Raw genomic sequence first — 26,363 nt, forward strand, 5'->3', positions numbered from 1 at the left:
TGAGAGGGGCCGAGGCCCAGGCGCTTGGGCCTAACGTGAGACTTGAGTATTTTTTGTACAAAAATCTGGACTAAGGGTATAGAAAGAGTATACTGAGCAAATTGTAGCTACAGTGTGTTCTGGAGGATTTATGGCTAGCACTGAAGTCGTTCGTACTCGAATTGAAAGCGATCTTAAAGCCAATGCCACAGCGATTCTTGAAGAAATGGGCGTCACCGTTTCTCAAGCAATTCGCATGATGCTTGTCCAGGTTGTTCAAACCAAAGAGCTGCCTTTTCAAGTCAAAGCACCCTCGTTGAACGCCCGAGCAAGAGCGGTCATGGAGGAGCAAGATCGGAACCCGGTTGTTACCCAGCACGAAAATTCTGCAGCCCTTTTCGAAAAATTGGGAATCTGACAATCAAGAGAACGGCGCTTGGGGCGCCGTTCTCTTTCACAATCCTACTCAAACAGGTACTGGTTGCTTCCGGTCTGTTCCAAAGTGATTGTCCCTGCCACGGGATCTGCTTTGTAGATCATCCACCAATCGTGGCTGATGCGGCAGCACCAACGCCCCGTCCCAGCCAAAGGGTTGTCACAATGTTGAATAGGCAGTGGTAGCTGCTTTTCGAGACATTGGATAACTTCGATGAATGGAGCTGGATCTTCTCCGGCAGCGAGCTGCGCTTTGAAGTCAGCGATGAATTGCGGTGTATCTTGGATTTTAAGCAAGGTTAAGTACTCCCATACAAAGGTTAAGGTTAGGTATGGGTCGCCAACGTAGCACCAGTCGGAATTATTTGCGGAAAACCGATAAATGGCCATTGACCGGTCCGCTAATTCTCTCTAATCTACAAAAACACACACAGTGTAAGATGTGACTTTTGCACGTTTTTGACACATCCACACAGAATATCATCCTTTCCCGAAAAAAGTAAACACCGGGAAGGGATTTTTTTTGCCTTTTTTTTATGTGTGGTTGCTCACGAGCTCCAAAACACGTCTGGCTTTGCCCCAATGCCAGTCTTGGGGCAAGGTCCCCTCCCCTACTCGGCGGCCAATTCTCGACGCAATGCTGCCAAGGCTCGCTTTAGTGTTTCTCCCAGGGGCTGATCTATATCGTCGGCCATACGGTACAGCTCGTCTTTGGTTTCCTGCTCGCCTTTGATGTTGATCTGGATATTGCGCCCGGTCTTGAAACGTCGCCTCGACCGCTCAACTGGAGTAGGTAAAGGGTTAGCTTGGCGCGCAACAAACCCAAGCTCATTCGCCATTTGCTCAACTTCTGCGTTGCTTTGCTTCGTTTTTTGCTCGGTGGCGGCTTTGCGGTTTCGCTGGCATAGTGATATCAGTGATGATTATTGGATCCATATTTGCGCAGAATCGTCCATCCAGCGGTGAGCGAACGCCCAGCTGCCTAAGCGGTGGACAAGGCCTGACTGGTCTTCAGGGCCGAAGGTGGCGACGACTACACCACCGGTGTTCTTGATCGATCATCGCTTTCGTACGAACTAGCCACAGCGTTTTTATGCTAGCGCGAGAAACTGGCTGAATCTATTTCGATAAAATCGTACGGTGTGATCAGCCAAGCAAAGTCTGTACACCGATACCGTTTTCGGTAACCAGGTTCACAGTGACTGTTCTCATTAGGGATGACAGAGATGATCGAGTCCATACGCCTTGCCATCGCCACTTATATCGATCCCGTCACGATCAACGGCCTCAAGAAAATTAACTTCTTCTATGGGGCCAATGGCGCCGGCAAGACGAGCATTGGCAGGGTCATCGAAGACCCTGAGCACTATCTTCCCTCTGATGTACAGTGGAGAAACGGCCGGCGCGTTGAGACGATGGTGTACAACCAGGATTTCATGGAAAGGAATTTCAACCAAGTTGCCAACCTCAAAGGCGTCTTCACACTAGGGGAAACCCAACAAGCCAAGCTTGACGAGATAAAGGACCTCAAGAAAGACATCGAAAACCTGGAGGCGGGCCGGCAGAGCCTGAAAATAGCACTCACTGGTCTCGATGAAACGGGTGGCAAACGCCAGGAGCTCCTCGTCCTAGAAGAACAGTTCAAGGACAAGTGCTGGGCCCAGAAACGCAAGCATGATGAAGTCTTCCATGGCGCCTTTCAGGGCCTACGAAACAATGCTGAAAAATTCAAGGATAGGGTGCTACAAGAAGCTCGGGGCAACACGTCACAACTCCTGCAACTCCCGGATCTGACGCAAAAAGCAGAGCTGCTCTATGGTGAGAAGCCCAAGTCTGAGGCGTTGATACACTCCATCAACTTCAACGCTCTGACGGAATACGAAAAAGCACCCATTCTGGGGACAAAGGTCATCGGGAAGAGTGATGTCGACATTGCCGCGATGATCGAAAGACTCAACAACAGCGATTGGGTGCGCCAAGGCATAAGGTATTTCAACGAAAATGATGGCGAGTGTCCTTTTTGCCAACAGCAAACCACGAAGGATTTCGAGCGTAGTCTTATCGAATACTTCGATGACAGCTTCGAGAAAAATACACTAGCCATCGATGTGCTCCGAGGTAACTACCAAGACACGAGCACGATGATCGTGCAGCAGCTTCACGCGATTCTGGCGCATGAAAGCAAGTTTCTCGACCGCGACAAATTGGTAACACTGATCGACCTTCTGACGACAGAGACACGCACCAACCTAGAAAAGATCCAATCTAAGAAGGTCACGCCAAGCCTCGTAATTGAGCTGAAATCCACCGCCAGCACATGCGAAAAAATCCTGGGTTTGATCTCAGAGGCCAATCAGCAGATCCACCGGCACAACGACGTTGTCGCCAATTTTGACCGGAAATATAACGAGCTCACTGGGGAGATATGGAAATACATGCTGGAGGTGGAGCTCAAGGAGGAGATCAAGCACTACCGCAAGCAAAAAGCCGCCCTGGACGGTGCCATCACCGGCCTGGCAATCAAGATTCATGCTGGCGATGCGGCCATAGAGGTAAAGCAGGAAGAGTTGGGCAAACTAGAACGCTCCTCAACCACCATCGAACCCACCGCTAGGGCGATCAACAAGCTCCTCAAGGAGTTCGGATTTCATGGTTTTAAGCTTGCCGTCGCTTCGACTGAAAGCTCGTACAAACTAGTTCGCAGCAACGGTACCGACGCTAAAAACACGCTGAGCGAAGGTGAAAAGACTTTCGTGACCTTCCTTTACTTCTACCATCTGCTAAAGGGAAGCGCGTCCACGACTGGCACGACCAATGACCGCGTTGTGGTCATTGACGATCCGGTATCCAGTTTGGACAGCGACGTGCTCTTCATCGTCAGTAGTCTGATCAAGCAAATCTTCGAAGAGGTGAAGGCCAACACCGGATACATCAAGCAGGTATTCATCCTGACCCACAACATCTACTTCCATAAAGAGATCACGTTCAACCATGAGCGCAAGAAGAATGCCTTACCGTACGAGACGTTCTGGGTGATACGCAAATCCGATCAGAAATCGAAGGTCGAATCCCATGCAGGCAATCCCATCAAGACCTCCTACGACCTGCTCTGGTCGGAGTTGAAGCGACCAGACATCAACAACACGACGATTCAGAACACCCTGCGCAGGATCCTCGAGAACTATTTCAAAATTCTGGGTTCCACCGACCTACACACCCTCTATAAGCACTTCGACGGTGCAGACAAGATCCACTGCCGGTCGTTGCTGTCCTGGGTAAATGACGGCTCCCACTTCGCTCATGACGATCTGTACCTAGCGATAGAAAACTCGATGGTGGAGAACTACCGCAGAGTCTTCTTCAAAATCTTCGACCATTCAGGACACTTGGCTCACTACAAGATGATGATGGGCGATGCGTACGTGGATCTGAATATTGCGGAGGAAGAAGCGGAAGTACAGGTCGCCATGGAGGAGCAGGCAACGGTTGAGGCTGACGCTTCCCCAATAGTGGTCGCCAACAGCGGCCAAAATGTGGCCCAACTCTCCAGCGTATTGCCGATCATTGTCCCCGTCACGGCAGCCTCAGAGGAAGTGCTCCAGCCAAAGCCGGATCTTTTCTGAAGGGTGTCTTGCGCTGAATAGCGAGTGGCATAAGTGACGGGGCTACGTCGAACTTTCCTCTAGCGATTCAGGTGTCTGGTCATAAAGGTAGCGGATTTCCGGGCCGTATATAGAAGGGAATCTTCAAGTCCTCACCACAATCGACAATGTGGAGAGGTATTCAAAGTTTGGTAATCAATAATAGGAAAATCAGGTATGAAAGTGAAAGCGCCAGGAAAAATCACCATCACAGTAGAAGCCAGCTCCCCAAAAGCCCTAGAGAAGCTTTTGGATCAAGCGTTATTCGAACTTAAGTTGGAGAGCACGGACGATAACGGATATGAGCAGGCCCTCTCTAAAGCTGCGAAAGGTGAGCAGGCCGGAACGTTGGGCAATTACAGCTTTGACTACTGCGCACCCGAAATCAAGTGGGACAACCCATTCTAGGAAAGTCATGATGACCGAAGAAGAGATGCGCCATGCATTGTTTGGATCCGCTGCGCCTGCTGAGCAATTAACGGTTCCGCAGATCAAGCCGCATGTCGTCGTCGCCGCGACATCGACACTAGCGAGCAAGCGGAAGGAGGCCAAACCATTCGTACCAAAGCTGCAGGTCACACTGCGTGTAGGAAGCGAGTTCGAAGGAAAAACTGAGTTGCTCACCTACGAGGCCGACACATTAAGCACGCTTCAAGCTGAACTGGACGCGACGAAGATGGCAAGGAAGAAGTACCGATTCATTGAGGTCGTTTCGGTCAAGCCTGCGAAGTAGAGATAAATCGGCTACTACCCCCTAAGACTGATGGCTACTGCAAGCCGCGGCGACACTTCACCCCGGGCACCACCAGCTCCACGAACAACGGAAAAGACCATGAACCTTAGTTTTTGGCAGTTTATGAGAGGTTACGCAATTGGTATGGCCGCGTTTCACCTTTGGAAGTTCTACCGCGGTGATCCCTTGCCAAATGTGCTAGCGAATTATGGAATTTCGCTTTTTCTAGGTGCGATATCTTACGGGATCGGGTCGGCTCTCATAGTGAAGCGCGACCAGTGAGAAAAAGTCATAATAATGCCCAAGCCCCGCATCTGTGCGGCCGAGTACATAGAGCGATGCGAAATTCCGCGTCCATCAAGAAAGGAGCAACAACTTGACCGTTTCTACCTGCCGCATTTGTGGACTCCTCTATGTCCCATCCTTGGAAGAAGACCGCCAAACGCACGCTGCTATTCATAAAAAATATGCGCGGGGCTCTCAGCCTCAAAAAGTCCGGGACTTTTCAAAAGCATTCGGCTGGGCTGTCGCTTTCAATGATGGCGGTCTTGACCGAATGAAGGCTCATTACGACCCTGAGCTTGGCAAGCTTGTTGTAGCGTTCTCCTGGTGGAGCCGCGCACTTTCGAATGGGGTTCCAGAGAAAGATTTTGACCACTACATGGATGCCCACTTGGCATTTGCTGATTCATTGGTAAGCGGCGTCGGCGAGGTAGAAGCAAGAGCAGCAATCCAAAAATGGGAGCGCTACGCAGGGTAACCCGGATTACAGGAAATTTGGCTACCGCACCGATGGGTTTGCTGGCCGGTGCCATCCAGGGCGATAGTCACCCCGCTCACCATCGGCTCCCTGCCAGCAATCCGACAGGTTCCTCAAGCGTGCTCTGGGCTGCAATATTTAAAAAGCGTCCGTCTGTGATTGTCCGTCTGGTAAGAATCGCCCTTGCCTCCTTGATGACCAGCTCCTTAATCTGCCACTTATCCGTTCTGACCTTTCGACGCCCTTTCATTTCGACCTCATCTGCCCCAATCGCCGAAGTAATCATTTTTTGCTACAAGACCTAAATCCTCCGAAAAACCAGCGACGTCCTCTGTACCGAACATATTCTGAATTCGCCGCTCTTGACGAAGATATGTCAGTGCTTGAAAAAAGCAGTTCTCACAGAGATGTATTTCGTAACGCTCACCGTCGTGGGAAGAGCCGAAGCCCCATTTCGCCTGAAGGGAGCCAAACTGGAGCCCACCCGTATCTACGCGAGTTGATGCATCGCACACATCGCATCTGACATCAATGAATGTCTCGACTTCGACTCGTCCGATAGTTTTCATTGCCGATACCTCAATTTGCCCCATGCCCAGCTTTCAACGTCACGACGACATCGCCAAAAAGCGCCAGATACCGACCTGACTAAATAAAATCTAGCCTAGGGTGGGTCCTACGATTTGTCACGAGCGGCCATTGAGTCAGCCTATCTCAAGCTTCATCGAGAGTCTGCGAGTCGCATCGCGGTTGATGACGCCCCGTTCCAAGCCTCACAGCGTATAGAAATACTAAAGTCCATCCCTTTGAACCTCGTTTATTGCTGCATTTGAGTCATTTTTTGTGCAAAAAAACGTGGTTTTAGCTAGGCCATTTATTAGTGGTGCGGTTGAGGTGTGCTAAAGGGAAAAATCCGGACCCTTAGAGGAAGTGAGCGGTGGTTGGTGGGCATCAAGGCGTGGATGAGTGCTTTTTGGACATCTGTCCTAGGGTGCGTAATGGAGCACTGAATGGGTGTCTTCGGGGCATTCAAGGGAATCTATAGGGCACTAGCGGTGCTTTGGTGGTGCTAAGCGGGAATTAGAAGGGGCCTCGTCACCCCCGCTTTGGTCCAAAACAGCGAAAAAGCGCTTTAAGCGCCAAGGCCCCGCACAAAAAAGCTCCATTGCCCTTCGGGCCCGTCGTTTGATACAAGCGCCAAGTTTAATCAGCAGAGGAACCAGCACCCGGAAACCAGGCTTAGGCATCCGCGGCAGCGGAGGCGTCCTAAGTACATTGGCGGTACAGTCCCCAGTCGTAACCGTTTTTGCAAAACTAGCAAAAACTCAGTGTTAACAGTTGGTTAGCACTGTTGTACCTTTGCCTACCCTCGCCTAGACTTACATGGCCTCGGAGTGTCATTCGGTGACTCATAATCCTTTGGTCCACGGTTCAAGTCCGTGTGGGCCCACCAATTCGAAAGCCGCGCATTGCGCGGCTTTTGTGTGTCTGGCACAGACGTTTTGCGTGGGGGGCTGCGTACAACCTTACTTCGCAAACAACTGCCCAATATCCCTGAATGCCTTGAACTCCAACGCATTGCCGCACGGGTCGAACAGGAACAAGGTCGCCTGCTCACCCACCTGTCCCTTGAACCGAATATGCGGTTCCAACACAAACGTCGTCTGCCGCGCCTGTAGACGGTCTGCCAGGGCGTGCCAATCTTCCCAGCCCAGCACCACGCCAAAATGCGGCACGGGCACGTCGTGGCCGTCGACAGCGTTGGTGTGGGCGGCTTCCTGGGAGGCGGTTTTCGGGTGTTCGTGGATCACCAGTTGATGGCCGAAGAAGTTGAAGTCGACCCAGTGTTCGCTGGAGCGGCCCTCCTCCAACCCAAAGACGTCGCCGTAGAAGTGCCGTGCAGCGGCGAGATCGAATACCGGAATTGCCAGGTGAAAGGGCGCGAGTGTCATCAGTTCAAACCTCTATGGGCGTTAGTAAGCCGAGTTTAGCCTTGCTCCCAACGATGAAAAGACGATAGTTTTTGCGTCGAGCTCAAAAATTTTTGATGAATCGAGACATCGATGCTGCGTGAATTGAAGACCTTTATTGCGGTAACGCGTCACGGGACGTTTGCGTCAGCGGGCATGCATATCGGGCTGACGCAGTCAGCGGTGAGTGCCCAGATTCGTCAGTTGGAGCAAGCGCTGGGCGTGCAGCTGTTCGACCGCACCGGCCGCCAGGCCACCCTGAATGCCGCCGGTTTGCGCGCATTACCCTTGGCCAAGGAGATTCTGGAGACCTTCAACCGCATGGCGGTGCCGGTGAATACCAATGAATACCGGGGTGAGTTGAAAGTCGGTGCTATCACTACGGCTCAAACCGGTTTGCTGCCCCAGGCGCTGGTGCGCTTGCGCCAGGCCGCGCCAACGGTTGAGTGCAAGTTGGTGCCTGGTGTCTCCCTGGAACTGTTGAACCAGGTCGACGCTGGAGAGTTGGATTCGGCAATCATCATTCGACCGCCCTTCGACCTGCCCAAGGAGTTGTATGTGCAGGTGCTGCGCAAGGAGCCGTTCGTGTTGGTCGTACCGAACACATTGGTGGGCGACGACCCTTTGCACCTACTCAACACCCAGCCCCATGTGCGCTATGACCGTGCTTCGTTTGGCGGCCGACTCGTAAGCCGGTTTCTGCGCGAGCAGAAGCTTGAGGTGCAAGTGGCGCTGGAGCTGGATGAACTCGAAGCCATCGTCAGGATGGTGGAGTGTGGCCTGGGCGTATCGTTGATTCCAAAGGCAGGCTTGTGGCTGGAGCGCTCGCCCCAAGTAAGAATAATCCCGCTGGGCAAGCTGACTTTTTTCCGCGAGATCATCCTGCTGGGCCGCTACAGCCAACGTCACCTGCCGGTACCACAACTGTTTGCCCGCTGCCTGCTGGCCGATCCAAGCCTGTAACATGCGTTCCCATTGCCGCCCGTCACGGAGCCCCACGTGCCTGTTCTAGATGAAATCGATCGCCAGTTGATCGCCGCCTTGCAGATCAACGCCCGCGAAAGCGTGGCCATGCTTGCCCGGCAGTTGGGCATTGCGCGCACCACTGTGACGTCGCGCCTTGCGCGCCTGGAGAAAACCCAGGTGATCACCGGTTATGGTGTGCGCCTGGGTCAACGCGTGGCAGATGGCGGCTTGCAGGCCTATGTGGGGATCACCGTGCAACCGCGCTCGGGCAAAGAAGTGCTGCGCAGGCTGAGCGCCATGGCCCAGGTTCAACAATTGTGCGCGGTCAGCGGCGAGTTCGATTACGTGGCTTGGTTGCGCACCGATTCGCCGGAACAGCTCGATCAATTACTGGACCAGATCGGCAGTGTCGATGGCGTGGAGAAAACCACCACATCGATCATCCTCAGTAACAAATTGGATCGCGGCCAACCAATCTGACCACCTAATTCGTCACTATGACTAAAAACAATTCATTCCGACGACACTTTGCGTCTTATTAACGAACGCAACGCTCCCTAAACTGGCTGCCATCTTTTCCTATACTCAGCGGGTCACTTCCCGCCGAGTCGTCAGCAAGGGCCCGCCATGAGCATTCCGTCCAGCACTATCAGCAAGACCCATCGCCACCCTGCCGACGGTAAAAAACCCATCACCATCTTTGGCCCGGATTTCCCGTTCGCCTTCGATGACTGGATCGAACACCCCGCCGGACTCGGCAGTATCCCCGCCGCCAATCATGGCGCCGAAGTGGCCATCGTCGGCGCCGGTATCGCCGGGCTGGTCGCCGCCTACGAGCTGATGAAGCTGGGCCTCAAGCCCGTGGTGTATGAGGCCTCGAAGATGGGCGGCCGTTTGCGTTCCCAGGCCTTCGAAGGCGCCGAAGGCATCATCGCCGAGTTGGGCGGCATGCGTTTTCCGGTGTCCTCTACCGCGTTCTATCACTACGTCGACAAGCTGGGTCTGGAAACCAAACCCTTCCCCAACCCGCTGACGCCGGCTTCCGGCAGTACGGTGATCGATCTCGAAGGCCAGACCCACTACGCACAAAAGCTGTCCGATCTGCCTGCGCTGTTCCAGGAAGTGGCTGACGCCTGGGCCGACGCCCTGGAAGCCGGCTCGCAGTTCGGCGATATCCAGCAAGCCATCCGCGACCGTGATGTGCCGCGCCTCAAAGCGCTGTGGAACAAGTTGGTGCCCTTGTGGGACGACCGCACCTTCTACGACTTCGTAGCCACCTCCAAGGCCTTCGCCAAGTTGTCGTTCCACCACCGCGAGGTGTTTGGCCAGGTAGGTTTCGGCACCGGTGGCTGGGACTCGGATTTCCCCAACTCCATGCTGGAAATATTCCGCGTGGTCATGACCAACTGTGACGATCACCAGCACCTGGTGGTCGGCGGCGTAGCCCAGGTGCCGATGGGCATCTGGCGCCATGTGCCGGAGCGTTGCGCCCATTGGCCCGCCGGTACCAGCCTGAGCTCGCTGCACCGCGGTGCACCACGGGCCGGGGTAAAACGCATCGCCCATGCTGCCGATGGCCGTTTCGCGGTGACCGACAACTACGGCGATACCCGCGAATACGCGGCCGTGCTCACCACCTGCCAAAGCTGGCTGCTGACCACCCAGATCGAGTGCGATGAAACACTGTTCTCGCAAAAGATGTGGATGGCCCTCGACCGCACGCGCTACATGCAATCGTCAAAGACCTTCGTGATGGTCGACCGCCCGTTCTGGAAAGACAAAGACCCGGAGACCGGCCGCGACCTGATGAGCATGACCCTCACCGATCGCCTCACGCGCGGCACTTACCTTTTCGACAACGGCGACGACAAGCCAGGGGTGATCTGCCTGTCGTACTCGTGGATGAGCGACGCGCTGAAAATGCTCCCGCAGCCCATCGACAAACGGGTGAAACTGGCGCTGGACGCCTTGAACAAGATCTACCCGAAAGTCGACATCAAGGCGCGCATCATCGGCGACCCGATCACCGTGTCCTGGGAAGCCGACCCGCATTTCCTCGGGGCCTTCAAAGGCGCGCTGCCGGGTCACTACCGCTACAACCAACGTATGTATGCGCACTTCATGCAGAAGGACATGCCCGCTGAACAGCGTGGGATTTTTATCGCCGGTGACGACGTGTCCTGGACTCCAGCATGGGTGGAGGGCGCGGTACAAACCTCATTGAACGCGGTGTGGGGCATCATGACCCACTTTGGTGGCAGCACTCACCCCGAGAACCCGGGGCCGGGTGATGTGTTCGATGAGATCGGGCCGATTGCCCTGGCTGACTAAGGAGTTGAACATGCACGTCGCCCTGTACCAATGCCCACCGCTGCCGCTGGATGTCGCAGGCAACCTCAAGCGTCTGCACCAACTGGCGCATGAAGCGTCCGGTGCCGATGTGCTGGTGCTGCCGGAGATGTTCCTCACCGGTTACAACATCGGTGCCGAAGCCGTGGGTGCCTTGGCCGAAGCCCAGGACGGGGAGTCTGCCCAAGCCGTTGCCGAAATCGCGCAGAGCGCCGGGCTGGCGATTCTGTACGGCTACCCGGAGCGGGCCGAAGACGGGCAGATCTACAACGCCGTGCAGTTGATCGACGCCCACGGCCAGCGCCTGTGCAACTACCGCAAGACCCATCTGTTCGGCGATCTGGATCACTCGATGTTCAGTGCCGGCGACGATGATTTCCCGCTGGCGGAACTCAACGGATGGAAGTTGGGGTTCCTGATCTGCTATGACCTGGAGTTCCCGGAAAACACCCGACGCCTGGCCCTGGCCGGTGCCGAGCTGATCCTGGTGCCCACCGCCAATATGGTGCCGTTCGACTTCGTCGCCGATGTCACCGTGCGGGCGCGGGCCTTCGAGAACCAGTGCTACGTGGCCTACGCCAATTACTGCGGGCACGAAGGCGATATCCAGTACTGCGGGCAAAGCAGCATTGCCGCACCAGATGGCCAGCTAATCGCCCAGGCCGGCCTGGATGAAGCCTTGATTGTCGGGACAGTGGACCGGCAATCGATCCTCGACGCCCGCGCCGCCAACCATTACCTGCAAGACCGGCGTCCCGAGCTTTACGGCCCGCTGTACAAGCCCTGACTGAATGGGTTTGTTAGCATAGGCACTTGCCCGTTCTGGAAGTGCCCATGCCCGCCCCGGCCCACCTTTATCCCGTTCACCTGACCCTGGCCAATGGCCTGCGGGTTTCCCTGCGCCATGCACCGCGCTTAAAACGTTGCGCGGCGGCGCTGCGGGTGGCTGCCGGTAGCCACGACGTGCCGTTGGCCTGGCCGGGGCTGGCGCATTTTCTTGAGCATTTGTTGTTTCTGGGAACCGAGCGATTTCCTGCAGGCGAAGGGCTGATGGCCTACGTACAGCGCCACGGCGGCCAAGTGAATGCAAGCACCCGCGAACGCACCACGGACTTCTTCTTTGAACTACCGGTTTCAGTCTATGCGCACGGGCTGGAGCGACTGGCGGACATGCTGACCCATCCGCGCCTGACCCTGGAAGATCAACGGCGCGAGCGCGAAGTGCTGCACGCCGAGTACGTCGCCTGGTCCCAGGATGCCAAGGCACAGCAGCAGGTGGCGCTGCTAGAAGGCTTGGCAGCGGATCATCCACTGCGCGGCTTTCACGCGGGCAACCGCGACAGCCTGCCGGTGGAGCGCGAGGCGTTTCAGCAAGCACTGCGGGAATTCCACACGCATTTCTATCAAAGCGGACAGATGACGCTGAGCCTCGCCGGCCCGGAGCCGCTGCAAGAACTGGAAGCCCTGGCGCAGCGTTTCAGCGCGCAACTGATCGCTGGCCCCTTGCATCCGCAGGCCTCACCACCGGCCTTGATGCAAGGCCAGGCTCGGCGCTATCAACACATCGACAACAACCACTTGCACCACGTCATCACCTGTGACGCGCCCCGTGAAGCCCTGGATTTCCTCTGCACCTGGCTCAATGCCTCTGCGCCGGGCGGGCTGCTCGCCGAGTTGAAAACCCGACACTTGGCCAGCGTCCTGCAGGCATCGGTGCTGTACCACTTCGCCGGTCAAGCCGTGCTGGACATCGACTTTACACTCGACAGCAAGGACGAACCGCCCACACACATTGAGACGCTGCTGCACGACTGGCTGAGCTTTTTCGCCCACAGCGATTGGACGCCACTGCGCGAAGAGTTCGCCCTGCTGAACGCTCGCCAACAACAGGTCCAGGGCGCCCTGGCATTGGCTCGAAACGACAGCGAAGACCTCAGTGAACAGGGCGTCGCCGCGCTCAAGGCCCTGCTTGATTCACTGCACTTGCCGCCCGCCGAACACCGTTGGCAACTGCCGCCGAACAACCCGTTCCTGCGCCCACCGGCCAAAGAAGAACGCGCCGGCCTGATCCGTGGCCAAACCAGCGCTCACCGAGGCTTGCGCACGTTTGCCCAGGATCGTTCACGGGGGCGAAGGGACGTATCGCCGCTGACCTTCAGCCAGGCCTTGGCGGATGACGGCGATGAAGGCGCGCTGTACGTGCAGTGGCGCTTCGACGCGCCAGCGCCTGCCGGGCTGGAAAACACCTTGCAGCCGTTGCGTGAACATGCGCGCCAGGCGGGCGTCGAATTATCTCTCGAAGCCACCGGCCATGATTGGCTGGTGAAGATGACCGGGCTGCACGAGCCGATGCCGGCCGTGCTGGAGGCGTTGGCGCAACACCTCAACCTGCCGCAGGAAACTGCCCCGGCACCTGCGCCCATGATCGCTATCCGGGAACTGCTCCAGGCCCTGCCCACGTGCTGCGCCACCGGCCATGCCGACGCCAGCGAACAGCCTGGATCCTGGGCCACTGCCCGCTGGCACGGCCTGGGGCTGAGTCTGCCCGCCGCATGTGAAACGTTGATAAAGGCCGCCGCCGCCCGTCTGCCTGGGCAACCTGCACACTTCGAACCGTCTCTTCAACACCTCGGTGGTCAACGTGTGTGGCATACGGTTAAAACCCACTCAACCGAAGCCGCCGTGCTGCTGTTTTGCCCGGCACCCAGCCAATCCCTGGCCGATGAAGCCTCATGGCGGCTGCTTGGGCACCTGCTCCAAGGGCCGTTCTACCAACGCCTGAGGGTCGAGTTGCAATTGGGCTACGCCGTATTCAGCGGTGTCCGACAGATCAACGGGCAAACCGGCCTGCTGTTGGGTGTGCAATCACCCAGCGTTTCACTGGCAGGTATCGTCGATCACCTGAAAGCCTTCCTGAAACACCTACCGTTGTTGATCGACGGCACCAGTGACGTGGGCAATCACGCCTTGGCACAGCAGTTCTGCGCCGCGACGTTACCGATCACCCAAAGCGCCGAACTGCTTTGGCACGCGCGCCTGGCGGGCCACCCGTCGGATTATCTGTACCGGCTTCAACAGCTGATCCAGGCCCGCACACGGGAGGACCTGCAACACGCGGCCCAACAACTGCACGACGCGACCGGCGGCTGGCGCTGCATCGCCAACGACCCACCTGTCGACGAGAGCTGGCAACCGGCGAGCTGATCATTGCCAACCCTGCAACAGGCTTTTTCCACCAAGACAGCGCTAACTTGAGAAGAATTGCGTAACATTCCCACGCACACATCTGAACATCTCCGACTGGAGGTGGACTATATGTATTACTTGGTAGTAAACGTCCCATCCCTTCGTAGGAGTAAGAATATGACCTGGTCCAAACCTGCTTACACTGATCTGCGTATCGGCTTCGAAGTCACCATGTACTTCGCCAGCCGCTAAGCCGCTGGGTAATACAACGCCTCGGTTCGCCCGGGGCGTTTTTGTTTTGAGCTTTGCTTGATGGAGCGGCCATGTTTGTCCAGATTCTAGGTTCCGCCGCTGGCGGCGGCTTCCCGCAGTGGAACTGCAACTGCGTGAACTGCGCAGGTTTTCGTGACGGCAGCCTGCGGGCGCAGGCGCGGACCCAGTCGTCCATCGCCATTTCCGACGATGGCGTGAACTGGGTACTGTGCAATGCCTCACCGGATATCCGCGCGCAACTCCAGGGTTTTGCGCCGATGCAGCCCGGCCGCGCACTGCGCGACACCGGCATCAGTGCCATCATCCTGATGGACAGCCAGATCGACCACACCACCGGCCTGTTGAGCCTGCGCGAAGGTTGCCCGCACCAGGTGTGGTGCACCGACATGGTCCATGAAGACCTGAGCACCGGCTTCCCGCTGTTCACCATGCTCACCCACTGGAACGGCGGCCTGGCCTGGAACCGCATCGAGCTGGATGCCAGCTTCACCATCCCGGCCTGCCCCAACCTGCGCTTCACCCCGTTGCCCCTGCGTAGCGCCGCCCCACCGTACTCGCCGCACCGCTTCGACCCGCACCCAGGCGATAACATCGGCCTGATCGTCGAAGACCTGCGCACCGGCGGCAAACTGTTCTACGCCCCGGGCCTGGGCAAGGTCGACGCGCCGTTGCTGGAGATCATGGCCGGCAGCGATTGCCTGCTGGTGGACGGTACGATGTGGGACGACGATGAAATGCAGCGCCGTGGCGTCGGCACCCGCACCGGCCGCGAGATGGGCCACCTGGCGCAAAATGGCCCCGGCGGCATGCTCGAAGTGCTGGAGCAGTTGCCCAAGCAGCGCAAGGTGCTTATCCACATCAACAACACCAACCCGATCCTCGATGAAGATTCTCCCGAGCGCGCGGAACTGGTGCGGCGCAATGTCGAAGTCGCTTACGACGGCATGAGCATCGAACTGTAGGAGCGGGCTTGCCCGCGAAAAACCCAAGGGCACCGTGCTCATTCAGAACGCCCACGTCATCGTTAACGACCTTCGCGAGCAAGCTCGCTCCTACAGGAGACCTCTTATGACTGATAGACCGATGAACACCGCCGAATTCGAAGCCGCCTTGCGGGCCAAAGGCGCCTTCTACCATATCCATCACCCGTACCACGTGGCGATGTATGAAGGCCGTGCCACCCGCGAGCAGATCCAGGGCTGGGTCGCCAACCGTTTCTATTACCAGGTGAACATCCCGCTGAAAGACGCGGCGATCCTGGCCAACTGCCCGGACCGCGAGATCCGTCGCGAGTGGATTCAGCGCCTGCTCGACCACGATGGCGCACCGGGTGAGGACGGCGGTATCGAAGCCTGGCTGCGTTTGGGCCAAGCGGTCGGCCTCGACCCCGACCAGTTGCGCTCCCAGGAACTGGTATTGCCCGGCGTACGCTTTGCGGTAGACGCCTACGTCAACTTTGCGCGCCGCGCCAGCTGGCAGGAAGCCGCCAGCAGCTCGCTCACCGAGCTGTTCGCGCCGCAGATCCACCAATCGCGCCTCGACAGCTGGCCGCAGCACTACCCGTGGATCGACCCCACCGGCTACGAATATTTCCGCACCCGCCTGGGCCAGGCGCGGCGCGACGTGGAGCATGGGCTGGCAATCACCTTGCAGCACTACACCACCCGAGAAGGCCAGGAGCGCATGCTGGAAATCCTCCAGTTCAAACTCGACATCCTGTGGAGCATGCTGGATGCCATGAGCATGGCCTACGAACTGAAACGCCCGCCGTATCACAGCGTGACCGAGCAGCGGGTCTGGCATAAAGGGATCACCCTATGAGCTTTGATCGCAGCAGAAAACCGACCTGGCGCCAGGGCTACCGTTACCAGTACGAACCCGCGCAAAAAGGCCATGTGTTGCTCTACCCCGAAGGCATGATCAAGCTCAACGACAGCGCCGCGCTGATTGGTGGCCTGATTGACGGTGAGCGCGACGTGGCGGCGATCATTACCGCCCTCGAAGAACAGTTCCCCGGCGTACCTGAGCTGGGTGACGACATCGAGCAATTCATGGAGGTCGCCCGTGCTGAGCACTGGATCACCCTTGCCTGAAAAACCCGCCATCGGCCTGCCGCTGTGGTTGCTCGCCGAGCTGACCTATCGCTGCCCGCTGCAATGCCCGTATTGCTCCAACCCGCTGGACTTTGCCGAGCAGGGCAAGGAGCTGAGCACCGAGCAGTGGATCAAGGTATTTCGCGAGGCCCGCGAGATGGGCGCGGCGCAACTGGGGTTTTCCGGCGGTGAGCCGCTGGTGCGCCAGGACCTCGCCGAGTTGATCGCCGAGGCGCGCAAGCTGGGGTTCTACACCAACCTGATCACCTCGGGCATCGGCCTGACCGAGCAGAAGATCAGCGACTTCAAGAAAGCCGGCCTGGACCATATCCAGATCAGCTTCCAGGCCAGCGACGAACAGGTGAACAACCTGCTGGCCGGTTCGAAAAAAGCCTTTGCGCAAAAACTGGAAATGGCCCGCGCCGTGAAGGCGCATGGCTACCCGATGGTGCTGAACTTCGTCACCCATCGGCACAATATCGACAAGATCGACCGCATCATCGAGCTGTGTATTGCGCTGGAGGCGGATTTTGTCGAGCTTGCCACCTGCCAGTTCTATGGCTGGGCACAACTCAATCGCGTGGGTTTATTGCCGACGAAGGAACAACTGGTGCGCGCCGAACGCATCACCAACGAATACCGTGCCAAGCTCGAAGCCGAAGGCCATCCGTGCAAGCTGATCTTCGTGACACCGGACTACTACGAGGAGCGCCCGAAGGCCTGTATGAACGGCTGGGGCAGTATCTTTCTGACCGTGACGCCAGACGGCACCGCCCTGCCCTGCCACGGCGCCCGACAGATGCCGGTGCAGTTTCCCAATGTGCGCGACCACAGCATGCAGCACATCTGGTACGACTCTTTCGGGTTCAACCGCTTTCGCGGCTACGACTGGATGCCCGAGCCGTGTCGTTCGTGCGATGAAAAGGAAAAGGATTTCGGTGGCTGCCGTTGCCAGGCCTTCATGCTCACGGGGGATGCGAGCAATGCCGACCCGGTGTGCAGCAAGTCCGAGCAGCACGGCATCATCCTCAAGGCGCGGGAAGAAGCCGAGCACGCTACCCAGACCATCGAGCAACTGGCCTTTCGCAATGAGCGCAATTCACGGCTCATCGCAAAAGGCTGACGGGCTCAGCGCTTGGCGATGATGTATACGGCGTGAATGATGCCTGGGAAGTAACCGCACAAGGTCAGCAGAATATTCAGCCAGAACGCGCCAGCGAAACCCACTTGCAGGAACACACCCAGTGGCGGCAGCAGAATGGCGATGATGATACGAATGATGTCCATGGGTCAGCTCCAGAAAATCGGCTCGTGTGAGCCGTGTAGCTAATCGACCTTGGGCGTTCGTGAGGGTTCAGTGGGATCTGGCACCGGGCCATCCTTCAGGCCAGAATTTCTAACCCATGCTTTTGCACGATGCTAAGAAGTTTGAGCGCCATGCCGCTGGGTTGCTTCTCGCCAGATTCCCATTTCTTCACCGTGGAGGCGCTGGTATTCAGGTAACGAGCAAACACCGGTTGGCTGACATGGCTACTTTCACGTAGCTGCTTGATCTGTTCGGCAGGGATTTGCGCCGGGATCTTTGCAAGGCATGCCTCGTCGAACTCACGAAGAGTAGTTTTGTTGATGGCGCCAATTGCATAAAGCGCTTTGGCAGATTGGTGAACAGACTCAAGAATTTCGCTTTCATATTTTTTGGTCATGGTGCATCTCCACAAATTCCCCACTATCCAGAAGGTGTTGAACCTGTACCTCGTTTAACCCTTCATAAACCTTAGCCAGTGCTCGCAACGCGCTGAGTTCCTTATGGCTGATATTGCTTCGCCTCTGCTTGTCAAAAAGAGAGTTATAAACCCAGTAATGCCTGCCCTTGGCCAAGACAATAGATCGATGTCGGTTCTCTTTGAGGCGTTTCTTCCAGACACCACCTCCCAAATTGTCAGCTTGCCCCCTGAGCAATTGGCCGAACGCCTCCCTCAACTCCGAATCACAGATCCACGCCTTTCTGGCCGCCTCAGCAAAATTCCTGGTTTTAAACAACCTAAGCCTCATGGATATCCCTTCCCATAAACATACCACCCAGTGGCATAGATTAGAAGTGGAGCAACCAATGCTCCGTCGACAGTCCTTATCGACGCACGCTAAAAAGCCATTGTTTTCACAGGCGATCAATCAACGCTTTCAATCCAAAAATTTCACACGCAAAAAAACGCCCCCAGCCGAAAAAATCAGGCTGGAGGCGCCGCGTATACCGCGAGACGGTTCAGGAATGTGGGTTAAACGGCGATGCCCTTGCGGCATTGCAACTGGGCGGTGCGCACCCGGGAAAAAGCGCGGGCCAGGCGCAGGAGCATTTCGTCGATGTTGCTTTTGCTCACCGTAAGCGCCGGGGTGAAGCGCAGGCAGTCAGGTTGCGGGGCGTTGAGGATCAGGCCTTCGTGCAGGGCGGCTTTTACCACTGCATCTGCAGAATCATCCGCCAACGTCAGGCCCCACATCAGGCCGTGGCCGCGCAATTGGCCCTGGTCGTAGCGGTAGGCCAGTCGGGCAAGGCCTTCGCCCAGGTAAAGGCCGGATTCACGTACGTGTTCCAGGAAGCCGTGCTCCAGCACCGTATCGAGTACCGCCAGCCCGGCCGCTGCCATCAATGCGTTGCCATGATGGGTGCCTTCCAGCTCACCCACTTCAAAGCAACAGGCGTTGCCTCGCGCCAGCAGCGCAGCCAACGGCACGCCGCCGCCCAGGCCTTTGCCGAGGGTGATGATGTCGGCTCGCACACCGTATTGCTGTTCGGCAAGCAAGGTGCCGCAACGGCCAAGGCCGGTTTGTACTTCGTCGAGGATCAGCAGGATCCCCAGTTCGCGGCACAGCCGTTCAACCCCCTTGAGGTAATGTTCCGTCGCGGGGATCACACCGGCTTCGCTCTGGACCGGCTCCAGCAGGATGGCGACTGTCTGTGCATCGACCGCAGCATGCAGGGCCGGAAGGTCGTTGAAGGGCACATGGCTGAAGCCGGGCAATTGCGGTTCAAAGCGGTTTTCCAGATTGCCGGCCGACGCCGCCAGTGCCGCGAAACTGCGACCATGGCAACCATTGCTCGCACTGATAATGCGGTAGGCCCCGCCGCGATGCAGTTGGCCCCACTTGCGCGCCAGCTTGATCGCCGCTTCGCAGGCCTCGGCGCCACTGTTGAGCAGGTAGGCCTGGTCGCTGCCGGTACGATGGCACAGGCGGTCGACAAGATTGAGTTGAGCGCGGTTATGCAGCCCCAGGCCTGGATTGATCAGGGCCTGGGTCTGGTCGGCAAGGGCTTTGATCAAGACCTGCGGGCTGTGGCCGAGGCTGTTGGCAGCGTTGCCCTGGCTGAAATCCAGGTAGGCACGCTCGTCGCTGTCCCACAGCCACGAGCCCTGGCCACGAACGAAAACCTGAGGCGGCCTCGCCACGGTGGGCATCAGCGCCTCGCTGGACAGCGTATCGGGTGAAGCCTCCAGCAGCAGGTCGTCCAGGCTGGGCACGGGGCGACGCATATTGAAGAGATTCACAGCTTGCCCCCAGTGGCAACCGGGCCTTGGTCGGTTTTCCCTGCAATCACTGTCTGCGGGTGTGTTGCCTTGCCTATGTAAACGCCATCAACATAAACGCTGTTCATTGCCCGATCCGGCCCTGTAAGCCCTGCGAATAGGCGCTAGACTAGGCGCCTCGGGGGCCACCGGCCATTTCGTTTTTCCAGCTTTTTCGATAAGAAAACCTTATGGATTTTAAGCAACTGCGTTATTTCGTCGCGGTGTATGAAGAAGGCCATGTGGGCCGTGCCGCTGAACGCCTGTCGATCTCCCAGCCAGCGCTCTCACAACAGATCCGCCAGTTGGAGCGCAACCTCGATGTGAGCCTGTTCGAACGCAGCAGCAAACGCCTGCTGCCCACCCTGGCCGCCCATACGCTGTACAACCATGCCTTGCCGCTGATCGATGGCATGCAGCAAGCCGTCGAAGCCTTGCGTAACTTCAAGGGCCAGGCCATGCGCACCCTGGCCATCGGCGTGCTGCAAACCGTGCACACCAGCCTGGTCCCGCAAATGCTCGAGCGCGTGCGCAAGGCCCAGCCGCACCTGGTGGTGCAGATCTACGAATTGACCGGGATCGAGATTGAACGGCGGTTGCTTAACGGCTCGCTGGACATCGGCATCAGCTATCTGCCGCCACGCCAGCCGGGGCTGCACGGTGTGTTGTTGTACGAAGATGAATTGAAGATAGTCATCCCCGAGGACCATCCCCTGCGCGAATTCAAGAAAGTCTCGCTGAAACAGGCCGCCGAACTGCCGATGTTGTTGCTGGGGGAAGAGTTCCAGGTTCGACAGATCTGGCAGGGTCAGTTATCCAACCTCGGACGCCGGCCGCAGGTACAGGCGGAGTTGAATACCATGGTGGGAATTCTCGACAGCTTGCCTAACACCAAATTGGCCACGGTGCTGCCGGGACGCTCCCAGGACGAACACAACAGCCAGTCGCTGCTCTGGAAACCCTTGAGTGAACCCAGGGTGCCGTTAAAGGTAGGTTTGGTGTGTCGCGATGTACAGCGCCAGCAGGCAACCATGGCGCTGCTGCGCACCTTGCTGGAAGACGTGATGAATGCGCCGCAGGCCCTGCCCTGAAATTCGGCGCCTGACTTTTTCGCGGGCAAAAGAAAACCCCGCCGAAGCGGGGCTTTGCAGACTGTTTCCCTGACATCCATTTCACTCCGCCATCCTGGCAGAATCCTACGTGTCCGTGTTGTTGCTTTGCGCTTCCTGCGCGACGTCCATGTGAAGTAGATTATCCGTGGATCCAATTTGGCGATAGAGGACGATTAGCAGTACGTCATGTAAGAGAATGCTTACACGCCCTCCAAGCCCTTAGAACAGTGCCTCATCCAGCAAAAACAGTGATTCGCTACCGGCTTTTACCGACGCACTCAGCGAGTGAATACGTGGCAACAGACGCGCAAAGTAGAAGCGCGCGGTGCCCAGCTTGCTGGCGTAGAAGTCTTCCTCAGTCTCTTTGCCCAACGCGGCCTTGGCCATACGCGCCCACATATAGGCGTAGGCCATGTAACCAAATGCATGCAAATACTCCACCGAGGCTGCGCCGATCTCGTTCGGATTAGCCCTGGCACGATCCAGCACCCAGGCGGTCAATTCGTCCAGGTTATCCACCGCTGCGCCCAGTGGCTGGGTGAACTCCGCCAATTCGGGCCCCGCCGAGGCGATGAACTGGCGAATCTCGTCGGCGAACAAGGTGTAGAACGCACCGCCGCTGCCGACGATCTTGCGCCCCATCAAATCCAGTGCCTGGATGCCGTTGGTGCCTTCGTAGATCTGGGTGATACGTACATCACGCACCAGTTGCTCCTGGCCCCACTCACGAATGTAACCGTGGCCACCAAACACTTGCTGGCCGAGCACGGTGGTTTCCAGGCCCAGGTCGCTGAGGAACGCCTTGGCGACCGGCGTCAACAAGGCCACCAGGTTATCGGCCCGCTCGCGGGCAGCGGCATCTTCACTGAACTTGGCGATGTCCAGCTGCGTCGCCACATAGGTGGAAAACGCGCGTCCGCCTTCGTTGGCGGCTTTCATGGTCAACAGCATACGGCGCACGTCGGGGTGGACGATGATCGGGTCGGCCACTTTGTCTTTGGCCTGGGCACCGGTCGGCGCACGGCTTTGCAGGCGGTCGCGGGCATATTCAATCGCGTTCTGGTAGGAACGCTCGCCGGACGCCAGGCCCTGGATACCCACGCCAAGGCGCTCATAGTTCATCATGGTGAACATCGCCGCCAACCCACGGTTGGGTTCGCCCACCAGGTAACCCACGGCTTCGTCGAAGTTCATCACGCAGGTGGCGGATGCCTGGATACCCATCTTGTGTTCGATGGAGCCGCAGCTCACCGGGTTGCGCGCGCCCAGGCTGCCGTCGGCGTTGACCATGAACTTCGGCACCAGGAACAGCGAAATCCCCTTGGGACCGGCCGGTGCGTCCGGCAGTTTGGCCAGCACCAGGTGAATGATGTTCTCGGTGAGGTCGTGTTCACCGCCAGTGATAAAGATCTTGGTTCCGCTGATCCTGTAGGAACCGCCTGCCTGCGGCTCGGCCTTGGTGCGGATAATCCCCAGGTCGGTACCCGCGTGTGCTTCCGTCAGGCACATGGAGCCTGCCCACTCGCCGGAATACATCTTCGGCAGGTAGATGGCCTTGAGTTCCTCGCTGGCATGGGTGTTGATCGACACGCAGGCGCCGGAGGTCAGCATCGGGTACAGGCCGAACGCCAGGCTTGACGAGTTGATCATCTCCTCGACCTGGGCCGATACCGCCTTGGGCATGCCCATGCCGCCAAACACGGGGTCGCCGCCTACGCCGACCCAGCCACCTTCAGCGTAGGTCTTGTAGGCCTGTGGATAACCATCCGGAGTAAACACCGCCGTGTTATCCCAGCGGCAGCCCTGTTCATCGCCGCCACGGCTGAGCGGGGCGATGGATTTGGCGGTGACCTTGCCGGCTTCTTCGAGGATGGCCTCTACGGTTTCGGCGTCAACGCTGTCTGCCAATGCCGGCAATTGGGCCCAAGTGGTGGCGACCTCAAAGACTTCGTTGAGGACGAAGCGCATATCACGCAGCGGCGCTTTGTAATCAGCCATGGCAAACCTCGTGAGAACGTGAAAAGTGATTCGATAGGATCGGTTTTACAGGCTCCGAGTGTACCCGAACAACTTTTCAGACACATAGGGTCCACTTGTGACTGACTGGTATTTTTAAGTCATCACAGCGCAAACGACTCCGCAGGCAGACTCATCAGGCATTCGCTGCCCGCTTCCACGGCGGCGCGGTGGGTTGCGGTACGTGGCAACAGGCGCTTGAAGTAAAAGTCGCAGGTCGCCAGCTTGGCCTTGGCGAAGTCAGTGTCATCGTGCGCCAGCGCTGCAATGGCCATCCGAAGCCACAGGTAGGCGAGGATGATGTAACCGCTGTACATCAAGTAATCCACCGCCGCTGCGCCCACCTCATCCGGGTTTTTCATCGCGGCCATACCGACCTGGGTAGTCAGCTCGCCCCATTCCTGATTCAGTTGATTAAGCTGCACCACATAGCCCTTGAGCTGCGCATGTTCGGCATTCGCCGCGCAAAACTTATGCACGATTTTGGTAAAGCCGCGCAGCAGCTTGCCCTGGCTGCCCAACACCTTGCGCCCCAGCAGGTCGAGGGCCTGGATGCCGTTGGTGCCTTCGTAGATCGGCGCAATCCGCGCATCGCGCGCCAGTTGTTCCATGCCCCACTCACGAATGTAGCCATGGCCGCCGAATATCTGCATGCCGTGGTTGGTCACCTCCAGCCCGGTGTCGGTCATAAAGGCTTTGCAGATGGGAGTGAGGAACGCCAACAGGTCTTCGGCCTCCTGGCGCTGGCCGGCGTCGCTGCAAAGGTGCGCGGTGTCGAGCAACTGCGCGGTGAAATAGGTCAGTGCGCGGTTGCCTTCGTTGAAGGCTTTCATGGTCAGCAGCATACGGCGCACATCGGGATGCACGATGATCGGGTCGGCGGCTTTCTCCGGGGCCTTGGCGCCGGTCAGCGCGCGCATTTGCAGGCGGTCGTTGGCGTACTTGATCGCGCCCTGGAAGCTCGCCTCGCCATTGCACAGGCCCTGCATGCCGGTGCCCAGGCGGGCGTGGTTCATCATGGTGAACATGCAGTTGAGGCCCTTGTTCGCCTCGCCAATCAAAAAGCCCTTGGCGCCGTCGAAGTTGAGCACGCACGTGGCCGAGCCCTTGATGCCCATCTTGTGCTCGATAGAGCCGCAGTGCACCGCATTGCGCTCAGCCGAATCCACATGGAACTTGGGCACGATAAACAACGAGATACCCTTGGTGCCCGCCGGCGCATCCGGCAGCTTGGCCAGCACCAGATGGATGATATTGGCGCTCATGTCGTGCTCACCGGCCGAGATGAAGATCTTGCTCCCGGTGATCGCGTAGCTGCCATCCGCCTGGGGCACGGCACGGGTCTTGATCAGGCCCAGGTCGGTGCCGCAATGGGCTTCGGTCAGGCACATGGTGCCGGTCCATTCGCCCGCTGTGAGTTTGCTCAGGAACGTGGCCTTCTGCTCTTCGGTGCCGTGGGCGTGGATCGCCGACATCGCGCCGTGGGTCAGGCCCGGATACATGCCCCACGAGGTGTTGCTGGAGCCGATCATCTCGCTGAGCACCAGGCCCAACGATTGCGGCAGGCCCTGGCCGCCGTAGGCCGGGTCTGCCGCCACACCGTGCCAGCCGCCCTCGACGTACTGGGCGAAGGCTTCCTTGAAGCCCTTGGGCGTCGTCACCACGCCGTTGTCGAAATGGCAGCCCTCCTCATCACCACTGCGGTTGAGTGGCGAAAGCACGTTCTCGCAGAATTTGGCACCTTCTTCCAGGATTGCACTGACCATGTCCGGACTGGCGTCCGTGGCGCCCAGGGCAGCGTAGTGGCCGTGGAAATCAAACACGTTGTCGATCAGAAAGCGCATGTCGCGCAGGGGAGCTTTGTACTCAGGCATGGCGATGTCTCCGGCAGCAGATCCTTTCAACCTACTGCCGGCCAGCGCCTCGGACAATCATTGTAGAACCGCTGAATACAGCGCCATCACTCAACCGGCAGCGCTCTGCATGCGCACCGCGCCACGGCGGGTCTGCCCGGCCGCAACCACACAGTTACGCCCCGCGCCCTTGGCGGCGTACAGCGCCTGGTCGGCGGACTTGAGCACTTCTTCCGCCGTGCGCTGGTCGATCTGGCGTTCGGCCACGCCGATGCTGACCGTCACAGACACACTCGACGCGCCGCTGCCCGCCCGGCGTTGACGGCCTTGTTGATCATCCTGGGGCCGGTCCGAATTACGCAGCTTGATGTCATAGTTGGCGACGATCTCGCGGATTTCCTCCAGGTGCGGCATGCACTCATCCAGGGTCTTGCCGGCGAACACCACGGCGAACTCTTCACCGCCGTAGCGGTAGGCACGCCCACCCCCATTGACCTTGGACAGCTTGCTCGCGACCAGGCGCAGCACCTGGTCGCCCACATCGTGACCATGGGTGTCATTGAAGCGCTTGAAGTGATCGACGTCGGTCATCGCCAGCACATAGTTGCGCCCCAGCCGCTGCATGCGTTCGTTCAGGGCACGGCGCCCCGGCAGGCCGGTCAGTTCGTCGCGGAACGCCATTTGATAAGCCTCGTGGGCCACGCCGGCGGCGATCATCAGCATGACCTGGCTGCACATGATATTCAGCGTGAACGGCAGGATGAAGGTCTGCGGCAACATCCAGAACATCCCCAGCAAGCCCACCAGTTGCGCTGCATGCAGCGGGCGCGGCTGGTACCAGTATTGCGCCGCCAGGGCGATGAAGCCGACCAGGAACATCGGGTAAGACAACTGGATCAGGCTCATCCAAGTCCCATGCAGAGCGGGCCAGCGGATCTCCGCCAGCCAGTTCAGCAGTGCCTGGGGATAACTTTGCTCCAGGGCCAGCGCGACGCTGCCGATTGCCAGCAGCACCGCACAACGGGCAACGAAGTCGCGAAACAGGTGGGTCTTCTCCTGCCACAGCGCGTAGATGCTGAACAGCAGCGGCAATAACAGGCAACACAGGTGAAACACCACGGCTGCGTCTTCGCGCACGCGGCCATTGTCGCGATAGAAATCGGTCTGGGTATCGAGCAGGAAGTAGGCGATGTACACCGTGATCATCAGGAACAATTCACGCTGGCGGCGATAAACCGCGCAGTACGAACCGCCCAGCAACAGCACCAGGGTCGGCAACACATTGAACAGCGAGGTGAAGAAGACGCTGAGGTCCTTGACGTACGCAGCCGAGAGCCCGGCCAGCAACAGCAGCAACGAAGGAAGAAAGTGACTGAAACGTAAAGCAGACACGCGTGACAAGGGTAAAACTCCGACCCGCAAAAAGTAGTGGCA

Annotated in this window: 27 protein-coding genes; 16 read left to right on the forward strand and 11 right to left on the reverse strand. The window is 58.1% G+C overall.

Annotated elements, in window-relative coordinates; all coding sequences use genetic code 11:
- Window positions 1–130 precede the first annotated feature (130 nt).
- Window positions 131–397, forward strand: coding sequence for a type II toxin-antitoxin system RelB/DinJ family antitoxin (locus tag V3W40_RS11990; RefSeq protein WP_183704193.1), 267 nt, complete (start codon window positions 131–133; stop codon window positions 395–397).
- Window positions 398–441: 44 nt separating this feature from the next.
- Here V3W40_RS11990 and V3W40_RS11995 read toward each other — a convergent pair whose 3' ends face one another.
- Entirely contained in the window at window positions 442–711 is a 270-nt protein-coding gene (locus tag V3W40_RS11995; protein WP_330215079.1) for a type II toxin-antitoxin system RelE/ParE family toxin, read from the reverse strand.
- A 314-nt stretch (window positions 712–1,025) separates the two neighbouring features.
- On the reverse strand, window positions 1,026–1,253 hold the full coding sequence (locus tag V3W40_RS12000; RefSeq protein WP_244653851.1) for a hypothetical protein: 228 nt from the start codon (window positions 1,251–1,253) through the stop codon (window positions 1,026–1,028).
- 387 nt (window positions 1,254–1,640) lie between these two features.
- On the opposite strand from V3W40_RS12000, the gene V3W40_RS12005 reads away from it, so the two are divergent.
- The 4 genes from V3W40_RS12005 (at window position 1,641) to V3W40_RS12020 (ending at window position 5,548) form a co-directional block, all read left to right on the forward strand.
- On the forward strand, window positions 1,641–4,037 hold the full coding sequence (locus tag V3W40_RS12005) for an AAA family ATPase (protein ID WP_330215080.1): 2,397 nt from the start codon (window positions 1,641–1,643) through the stop codon (window positions 4,035–4,037).
- Window positions 4,038–4,232: 195 nt separating this feature from the next.
- Complete coding sequence (locus tag V3W40_RS12010) at window positions 4,233–4,463, forward strand: hypothetical protein (protein WP_183704202.1); 231 nt, start codon at window positions 4,233–4,235, stop codon at window positions 4,461–4,463.
- A 10-nt stretch (window positions 4,464–4,473) separates the two neighbouring features.
- Entirely contained in the window at window positions 4,474–4,788 is a 315-nt protein-coding gene (locus V3W40_RS12015) for a hypothetical protein (protein WP_191959374.1), read from the forward strand.
- 376 nt (window positions 4,789–5,164) lie between these two features.
- Entirely contained in the window at window positions 5,165–5,548 is a 384-nt protein-coding gene (locus V3W40_RS12020) for a C2H2-type zinc finger protein (RefSeq protein ID WP_183704208.1), read from the forward strand.
- A 257-nt stretch (window positions 5,549–5,805) separates the two neighbouring features.
- Here the strand turns inward: V3W40_RS12020 and V3W40_RS12025 are convergent, their stop codons facing one another.
- Both V3W40_RS12025 and V3W40_RS12030 read right to left on the reverse strand, forming a co-directional pair.
- Window positions 5,806–6,117, reverse strand: coding sequence for a hypothetical protein (locus V3W40_RS12025; RefSeq protein WP_183704212.1), 312 nt, complete (start codon window positions 6,115–6,117; stop codon window positions 5,806–5,808).
- Window positions 6,118–7,074: 957 nt separating this feature from the next.
- Entirely contained in the window at window positions 7,075–7,500 is a 426-nt protein-coding gene (locus V3W40_RS12030; protein ID WP_027605927.1) for a VOC family protein, read from the reverse strand.
- 111 nt (window positions 7,501–7,611) lie between these two features.
- On the opposite strand from V3W40_RS12030, the gene V3W40_RS12035 reads away from it, so the two are divergent.
- The 10 genes from V3W40_RS12035 (at window position 7,612) to pqqE (ending at window position 17,508) form a co-directional block, all read left to right on the forward strand.
- Window positions 7,612–8,481 carry a LysR family transcriptional regulator gene (locus V3W40_RS12035; RefSeq protein ID WP_065925400.1) on the forward strand — a complete coding sequence of 290 codons (870 nt, stop codon included), beginning with the start codon at window positions 7,612–7,614 and terminating at the stop codon, window positions 8,479–8,481.
- Between the two features lie 36 nt (window positions 8,482–8,517).
- On the forward strand, window positions 8,518–8,964 hold the full coding sequence (locus V3W40_RS12040; protein WP_032883895.1) for an Lrp/AsnC family transcriptional regulator: 447 nt from the start codon (window positions 8,518–8,520) through the stop codon (window positions 8,962–8,964).
- A gap of 168 nt (window positions 8,965–9,132) precedes the next feature.
- Window positions 9,133–10,815, forward strand: coding sequence for a flavin monoamine oxidase family protein (locus V3W40_RS12045; protein WP_065925505.1), 1,683 nt, complete (start codon window positions 9,133–9,135; stop codon window positions 10,813–10,815).
- Window positions 10,816–10,825: 10 nt separating this feature from the next.
- The gene (locus V3W40_RS12050) at window positions 10,826–11,620 is read left to right on the forward strand and encodes a carbon-nitrogen hydrolase family protein (protein WP_330215081.1); all 795 of its coding nucleotides are present in this window, start codon (window positions 10,826–10,828) and stop codon (window positions 11,618–11,620) included.
- Window positions 11,621–11,667: 47 nt separating this feature from the next.
- The gene (pqqF, locus tag V3W40_RS12055) at window positions 11,668–14,037 is read left to right on the forward strand and encodes a pyrroloquinoline quinone biosynthesis protein PqqF (RefSeq protein ID WP_330215082.1); all 2,370 of its coding nucleotides are present in this window, start codon (window positions 11,668–11,670) and stop codon (window positions 14,035–14,037) included.
- Window positions 14,038–14,196: 159 nt separating this feature from the next.
- Complete coding sequence (gene pqqA / locus V3W40_RS12060) at window positions 14,197–14,271, forward strand: pyrroloquinoline quinone precursor peptide PqqA (RefSeq protein WP_003194766.1); 75 nt, start codon at window positions 14,197–14,199, stop codon at window positions 14,269–14,271.
- Window positions 14,272–14,342: 71 nt separating this feature from the next.
- Window positions 14,343–15,254 (forward strand): pyrroloquinoline quinone biosynthesis protein PqqB, encoded by a 912-nt coding sequence (gene pqqB, locus V3W40_RS12065; RefSeq protein WP_010207003.1) that lies wholly within the window; start codon window positions 14,343–14,345, stop codon window positions 15,252–15,254.
- 106 nt (window positions 15,255–15,360) lie between these two features.
- Complete coding sequence (gene pqqC / locus V3W40_RS12070; RefSeq protein ID WP_065925403.1) at window positions 15,361–16,113, forward strand: pyrroloquinoline-quinone synthase PqqC; 753 nt, start codon at window positions 15,361–15,363, stop codon at window positions 16,111–16,113.
- Window positions 16,110–16,385, forward strand: a complete 276-nt coding sequence (gene pqqD, locus V3W40_RS12075) for a pyrroloquinoline quinone biosynthesis peptide chaperone PqqD (RefSeq protein ID WP_065925404.1) — start codon at window positions 16,110–16,112, stop codon at window positions 16,383–16,385. The genes pqqC and pqqD overlap by 4 nt, the downstream gene beginning before the upstream one ends.
- Window positions 16,378–17,508, forward strand: coding sequence for a pyrroloquinoline quinone biosynthesis protein PqqE (pqqE, locus tag V3W40_RS12080; RefSeq protein WP_065938222.1), 1,131 nt, complete (start codon window positions 16,378–16,380; stop codon window positions 17,506–17,508). The genes pqqD and pqqE overlap by 8 nt, the downstream gene beginning before the upstream one ends.
- A gap of 5 nt (window positions 17,509–17,513) precedes the next feature.
- Here pqqE and V3W40_RS12085 read toward each other — a convergent pair whose 3' ends face one another.
- From V3W40_RS12085 to V3W40_RS12100, 4 genes are all read right to left on the reverse strand, one after another.
- Complete coding sequence (locus V3W40_RS12085; RefSeq protein ID WP_010207008.1) at window positions 17,514–17,672, reverse strand: YqaE/Pmp3 family membrane protein; 159 nt, start codon at window positions 17,670–17,672, stop codon at window positions 17,514–17,516.
- 95 nt (window positions 17,673–17,767) lie between these two features.
- Window positions 17,768–18,088: a helix-turn-helix domain-containing protein gene (locus V3W40_RS12090; protein WP_065925406.1), complete on the reverse strand. Its 321-nt coding sequence runs from the start codon at window positions 18,086–18,088 to the stop codon at window positions 17,768–17,770.
- Entirely contained in the window at window positions 18,072–18,437 is a 366-nt protein-coding gene (locus V3W40_RS12095) for a type II toxin-antitoxin system RelE/ParE family toxin (RefSeq protein ID WP_074847776.1), read from the reverse strand. The genes V3W40_RS12090 and V3W40_RS12095 overlap by 17 nt, the downstream gene beginning before the upstream one ends.
- 224 nt (window positions 18,438–18,661) lie before the next feature.
- On the reverse strand, window positions 18,662–19,930 hold the full coding sequence (locus V3W40_RS12100; protein WP_330215083.1) for an aspartate aminotransferase family protein: 1,269 nt from the start codon (window positions 19,928–19,930) through the stop codon (window positions 18,662–18,664).
- 209 nt (window positions 19,931–20,139) lie between these two features.
- On the opposite strand from V3W40_RS12100, the gene V3W40_RS12105 reads away from it, so the two are divergent.
- Entirely contained in the window at window positions 20,140–21,039 is a 900-nt protein-coding gene (locus V3W40_RS12105; protein WP_137212400.1) for a LysR family transcriptional regulator, read from the forward strand.
- A gap of 240 nt (window positions 21,040–21,279) precedes the next feature.
- Here V3W40_RS12105 and V3W40_RS12110 read toward each other — a convergent pair whose 3' ends face one another.
- From V3W40_RS12110 to V3W40_RS12120, 3 genes are all read right to left on the reverse strand, one after another.
- Window positions 21,280–23,058, reverse strand: a complete 1,779-nt coding sequence (locus V3W40_RS12110; RefSeq protein ID WP_330215084.1) for an acyl-CoA dehydrogenase C-terminal domain-containing protein — start codon at window positions 23,056–23,058, stop codon at window positions 21,280–21,282.
- 122 nt (window positions 23,059–23,180) lie between these two features.
- Window positions 23,181–24,950, reverse strand: coding sequence for an acyl-CoA dehydrogenase C-terminal domain-containing protein (locus V3W40_RS12115; protein ID WP_330215085.1), 1,770 nt, complete (start codon window positions 24,948–24,950; stop codon window positions 23,181–23,183).
- 90 nt (window positions 24,951–25,040) lie between these two features.
- Window positions 25,041–26,330 carry a GGDEF domain-containing protein gene (locus V3W40_RS12120; RefSeq protein ID WP_330215086.1) on the reverse strand — a complete coding sequence of 430 codons (1,290 nt, stop codon included), beginning with the start codon at window positions 26,328–26,330 and terminating at the stop codon, window positions 25,041–25,043.
- Window positions 26,331–26,363: the final 33 nt, after the last annotated feature.

This window comes from Pseudomonas sp. AM8, from assembly GCF_036346475.1.
Taxonomy (GTDB): domain Bacteria; phylum Pseudomonadota; class Gammaproteobacteria; order Pseudomonadales; family Pseudomonadaceae; genus Aquipseudomonas; species Aquipseudomonas marginalis.

Coding starts and splice junctions, on each gene's coding strand:
- V3W40_RS12050 (WP_330215081.1), top strand. CDS start 10,826: ATGCACGTCGCCCTGTACCAATGCCCACCGCTGCCGCTGGATGTCGCA.
- V3W40_RS12105 (WP_137212400.1), top strand. CDS start 20,140: ATGGATTTTAAGCAACTGCGTTATTTCGTCGCGGTGTATGAAGAAGGC.
- V3W40_RS12095 (WP_074847776.1), bottom strand. CDS start 18,437: ATGAGGCTTAGGTTGTTTAAAACCAGGAATTTTGCTGAGGCGGCCAGA.
- V3W40_RS12115 (WP_330215085.1), bottom strand. CDS start 24,950: ATGCCTGAGTACAAAGCTCCCCTGCGCGACATGCGCTTTCTGATCGAC.
- V3W40_RS12110 (WP_330215084.1), bottom strand. CDS start 23,058: ATGGCTGATTACAAAGCGCCGCTGCGTGATATGCGCTTCGTCCTCAAC.
- pqqC (WP_065925403.1), top strand. CDS start 15,361: ATGACTGATAGACCGATGAACACCGCCGAATTCGAAGCCGCCTTGCGG.
- V3W40_RS12030 (WP_027605927.1), bottom strand. CDS start 7,500: ATGACACTCGCGCCCTTTCACCTGGCAATTCCGGTATTCGATCTCGCC.
- pqqB (WP_010207003.1), top strand. CDS start 14,343: ATGTTTGTCCAGATTCTAGGTTCCGCCGCTGGCGGCGGCTTCCCGCAG.
- V3W40_RS12025 (WP_183704212.1), bottom strand. CDS start 6,117: ATGAAAACTATCGGACGAGTCGAAGTCGAGACATTCATTGATGTCAGA.
- V3W40_RS12000 (WP_244653851.1), bottom strand. CDS start 1,253: ATGGCGAATGAGCTTGGGTTTGTTGCGCGCCAAGCTAACCCTTTACCT.
- V3W40_RS12090 (WP_065925406.1), bottom strand. CDS start 18,088: ATGACCAAAAAATATGAAAGCGAAATTCTTGAGTCTGTTCACCAATCT.
- V3W40_RS12010 (WP_183704202.1), top strand. CDS start 4,233: ATGAAAGTGAAAGCGCCAGGAAAAATCACCATCACAGTAGAAGCCAGC.
- V3W40_RS12005 (WP_330215080.1), top strand. CDS start 1,641: ATGATCGAGTCCATACGCCTTGCCATCGCCACTTATATCGATCCCGTC.
- V3W40_RS12015 (WP_191959374.1), top strand. CDS start 4,474: ATGACCGAAGAAGAGATGCGCCATGCATTGTTTGGATCCGCTGCGCCT.
- pqqD (WP_065925404.1), top strand. CDS start 16,110: ATGAGCTTTGATCGCAGCAGAAAACCGACCTGGCGCCAGGGCTACCGT.
- V3W40_RS11990 (WP_183704193.1), top strand. CDS start 131: ATGGCTAGCACTGAAGTCGTTCGTACTCGAATTGAAAGCGATCTTAAA.
- V3W40_RS12085 (WP_010207008.1), bottom strand. CDS start 17,672: ATGGACATCATTCGTATCATCATCGCCATTCTGCTGCCGCCACTGGGT.
- pqqF (WP_330215082.1), top strand. CDS start 11,668: ATGCCCGCCCCGGCCCACCTTTATCCCGTTCACCTGACCCTGGCCAAT.
- V3W40_RS12035 (WP_065925400.1), top strand. CDS start 7,612: ATGCTGCGTGAATTGAAGACCTTTATTGCGGTAACGCGTCACGGGACG.